General features: G+C 65.5%; 4 protein-coding genes. All 4 read left to right on the top strand.

Annotation, left to right across the window (positions count from 1 at the left end; all coding sequences use genetic code 11):
* The coding region (locus B3446_RS03640) for an alpha/beta fold hydrolase (RefSeq protein WP_291377343.1) at positions 1–417 on the top strand (417 nt) is incomplete at its 5' end.
* Positions 418–550: 133 nt separating this feature from the next.
* A complete protein-coding gene (locus tag B3446_RS03635; RefSeq protein ID WP_291377342.1) occupies positions 551–1,867 on the top strand; it encodes a metal-dependent hydrolase family protein in 1,317 nt (438 codons plus the stop codon).
* A 178-nt stretch (positions 1,868–2,045) separates the two neighbouring features.
* Positions 2,046–3,236, top strand: a complete 1,191-nt coding sequence (gene blaAMZ / locus B3446_RS03630; RefSeq protein ID WP_291377341.1) for an AMZ family class C beta-lactamase — start codon at positions 2,046–2,048, stop codon at positions 3,234–3,236.
* A gap of 300 nt (positions 3,237–3,536) precedes the next feature.
* The coding region (locus tag B3446_RS03625; RefSeq protein ID WP_291377340.1) for a DUF2242 domain-containing protein at positions 3,537–4,153 on the top strand (617 nt) is incomplete at its 3' end.

The following is a 4,153-nucleotide window of genomic DNA, read 5'->3' as shown; positions in this document are numbered from 1 at the left end:
CGGCCGAGCATCCGGGCGCGGGCGGCGCTTGCCCGCCAGGGCGCGCCCGCCATGCAGGAGATCGCCGATGCCATCGTCAAGGGCGCCACCAGCCGCCGCACCAAGGCGGAACAACCCGCGGTGCTGGCGCTGGTCCGGGAAAGCGTGATGCGGCAGCCGCCGGAAGGATATGCACAAAGCTGCGAAGCGCTGGCCGCGGCGGAGTCTGCCGATCTTGAGCGTCTGGCTGTGCCCGTGCTGCTGGTGACGGGCGACGAAGACGGCGTTGCGCCGCCGGCGAACGTGCAGGTGATGGCGGGGCGCATCCCGGGCAGCCGCTGCACCATCGTCCCGGACTGCGGACACTGGACCACGTTTGAGCAGCCCGGCGCTTGCATTGAAGCGTTGCAGGCGTTTCACGCGGGCTTGGCTCGATGAAGCGAGCCTGACTGCCGGGCTGGCGGTAATCGAGCGAGTCCTCGAGCCGCAGCTCTGGATTCGCAGCAACCATTTCGCATCAACACTTTTCATAAAAAAATTCCGGCCCCCACGGGCCAGGAGGAGACCACGCATGTCCAGAATCGCGATTACCAATGTCGCCATCTTTGACGGAAGCGGCGACGACGTCTTTGACGGAGAGTTGCTGATCGACGGCGGCCGCATCGCCGAGGTGGCGCGCCTGCCCGAACGGGTCAGTCGGGACGGCGCGCGCGTCATCGACGGCAAAGGCCGGTTCCTGATGCCGGGAATGACCGAGGCGCACACGCATTTCTCGTGGAATGACCAGCCCACGCTGGCGGCTATCCAGTTCATGCCGCCCGAAGAGCACATCCTGTGGTGTGTCCGCGTGGCCAAGCGCTATCTGGAAATGGGGTGGACGTCCGCCATCGGCGCGGCCGCCGCCAAGCCGCGGCTGGATGTGGTGCTGCGCAATGCGATCGAGGCCGGCGAGTGCCCCGGTCCGCGCTACCTGGCCGGCAGCCAGGAGATCACGACCATCGGTGCGCTAGGCGATAACACGTTGCCGCACATGCACTTCGAAGAGCTGAGCTTTGGCAGCGTCTGCAGCGGCCCCGAGGAGATTCGCCGCTCGGTCCGCACATTCATCAAGTACGGCGTCGACCACCTGAAGATCAATCTGTCGGGCGAGTACATCGCTGGCCTGCCAGCCGAGATGTCGCCTTTCGCGGAAGACGAGATCGCCATGCTGGCGTCGGAGGCCAAGCGGTACGGCAAGCGGATTGCGGCCCACGCGCGGTCCAGCGAATCGGTCAAGCAATGCGTGCGTTACGGTATCGAGATGGTCTATCACGCCAGCTTTGCGGACGACGAAGCGCTGGACATGCTGGAAGCCAACAAGGACAAGCATTTTGTCGCGCCGGGCATCGGCTGGCTGGTCCGCACCGCCTACCATGCGTCCGACTACGGCATCACGCCCGCCATAGCCGAAAGCATGGGCTACAAGCGCGAGCTGGAAATCGCCGCGGATAGCCTGCGCAAGATGCACAAGCGCGGCATACGAATCCTGCCGGGCGGTGATTACGGATTTGCCTGGATGCCGCACGGCACGAACGCCAATGACCTCCAATACTTCGTGGACTACATTGGCATGACGCCGGTCGAGGCGCTGGTTGCGGCCACGCGGCTGGGCGGGCAGATCATGCAGCGCCCTGACGAGCTGGGAATGCTGCGGCCCGGGTATCTTGCGGACGTCGTCATGGTAGACGGCAATCCGCTGCACGATCTGTCGCTGCTGGTCGATCCCGCGCGGATCGTGCTGGTGATGAAGGACGGGAAGGTCTGCAAGGACACGTGCGGCACGGGGCAGGAAGGCACGGGGCTATTGAACCCGGCCCAGCCGCTGCGTGCGGAGCCGGCCTTGGCCTGAGGCAGAGCGCGGGGCGAAGGGGAGAAGGGGAGAAGGGGAGAAGGGGTCCCATTGCCAGGCGCTGCGGCGATCGCAGGAAGGGAAATTGCGCCAGACGGGACGCGCGTCGCGGTACGATTCGACATCGCCGCGCCGCCCGTCCTGCCGGCTCGTTTGTCCCCCTCCCTGAGAACGCTGCATGAACACCCGTAGACACCTCTGCGCCGGCCTGCTTTGCGCCGGCATTCTTACTGCCGTGTCCGGTCCCGCCCTTGGCCGCTCTGAATTGCCTTACATCGACAGCGTCGTGAACGAAGCGGCCCGCGCGGTCATGCGGCGGCACGACATCGCGGGCATGGTGATCGCCGTCACGCATCAGGGCCGCCAGCGCTTCTACACCTACGGCGTCGAGTCGCTGGAAACGCGGCGCGCGGTCAATCGGGACACGCTCTTCGAGCTGGGCTCGATCAGCAAGACCTTCACCGCGACGCTTGCCACCTACGCGCAGGCCAAGGGACTGCTGACGCTGACCGACAGTCCGGCCCGGTTCGTGCCCGAGCTTGCCGGCACCGAGTTCGCCAAGCTGACGCTGGTGAATCTTGCCACGCACACCACGGGCGGGTTTCCATTGCAGGTGCCCGACGACGTGCGCGACAACGCGCAATTGATGCAGTACCTGAAGGCATGGAAGCCTGAACACGCGCCCGGCACGTCTCGCGCGTATGCCAATCCCAGCATCGGCATGCTGGGTGTCGTGGCCGCCTCCAGCCTGAAGCAACCGTTCGCGCAGGCGATGGAGAAGGACCTGTTTCCGAAGCTGGGTCTGTCCAGCACGTACATCGACGTGCCCGCCGCCAAGATGTCGCGCTATGCGCAGGGCTACAACAGGCAAGGTGCGCCGGTGCGCGTGAATCCCGGTGTGCTCGCGGCCGAGGCCTATGGCGTCAAGTCCAGCGCGCGCGACATGCTGCGCTTTATTGAAGCCAGCATGGACATGGACGTGCTGGACAAGGACATCCGCCGCGCCCTTGCGGATACCCATGTGGGCTACTACCAGGTGGGCGGCATGACGCAGGACATGGCGTGGGAACAGTTTCCGTATCCAGTGGCGCTGGACACGCTGCTGACGGCCAACGCCGGCACGCTGAACAGCCAGAGTCATCCCGCCCAGGCGCTGCAGCCGCCCTTGGCGCCCCTGGCCGAGAGCTGGATCAACAAGACGGGCTCGACCAACGGCTTTGGCGGCTATGTGGCGTTTGTGCCCGCGCGCAAGTTGGGCATCGTCATCCTGGCCAACCGCAACTATCCGAACGAGGCGCGCGTGCGGTTGGCGGCGGAAATCCTGGGCGAGCTGGATAAGGAGCCGCCCTCGGCCCGCGCCGCGCGTTGATTGCGGGTTTGCGCCGCACGCCGGCAGCAGGCCCGCGGCGCATCGACATGGTTCAAGAACGTGTGCACTGACGCGTTGCGCAGGGTGTTGCGCGCGGGCCATGGAATGGCGCGCCGATTTCGATACGAATTACGACGTTTGCGGATACGGGATGCGCGCCGGTACGCAGGGAGAACCGCTTTTGCGGTCATGCCCGGCCGCTCGAACCTGTTTCAACATATCTCCGGCGTATCCTGTCCCCAATAAATAAACGGATTTCTTGTCCGATAATGCAGGTCGTCGCCCCACGCCGGACCTCTCATGCCTCGCGTCACCCGCCGTATCGCTTTTCCGTTGTTTGCCACCCTGACGGCCGTCCTGGCCGGATGTTCTTCCCCCCAGCCCGTCTATGAACGCGAAGACTTCGCGCAAACGGATACCTATTCGCGCAGCGTTCCGGCGGCCAGCAACGCCGCGTGCGATGCGGGCCGGCGCGCCTTGCTCAGCCAGGGCTATCTCATCGACAAGTACGAGCCGTCTCGCGTCACCGGCCACAAGAACTTCGAGGGCGAGGACGGGCAGCATACGCAGATCAGCTTCAACGTCGAGTGTGCATCGGACGGCAGTGCGAGCGACCGCACAACCGTATTTGCGAACGCCGTGCAGGACCGCTATTCGATCAAACGCACCGGCAACTCGGCCAGCGTGGGCGTCAGCGTGTTGGGGCAGGTGTCCATGCCGTTCGGGGGCAGCGACGATTCGCTGGTCAAGACCGCCAGCCAGACGGTGACGCGGCCCAAGTTCTACGACGGGTTCTTCCAGTTGCTGCAGCGGTTCCTGCCGGATGCGCAGGCGGCAGCCGCGCCGCATGAGCCGCCCGTGCGGACGAAAGGCGCCGCGCCCAAGCCCGCCCCGGCGCCCGCACCTGCTGACCCGGT

This window comes from Achromobacter sp. UBA5777, from assembly GCF_002418565.1.
GTDB lineage: Bacteria > Pseudomonadota > Gammaproteobacteria > Burkholderiales > Burkholderiaceae_B > Achromobacter > Achromobacter animicus.
Note: the sequence above shows the minus strand (reverse complement) of the source record. Positions and strands in the feature narration are given on the sequence as shown.

Bases quoted from the DNA above. Each gene is read 5' to 3' on its own strand.
- B3446_RS03635 (WP_291377342.1), top strand. From the start codon at position 551: ATGTCCAGAATCGCGATTACCAATGTCGCCATCTTTGACGGAAGCGGC.
- blaAMZ (WP_291377341.1), top strand. From the start codon at position 2,046: ATGAACACCCGTAGACACCTCTGCGCCGGCCTGCTTTGCGCCGGCATT.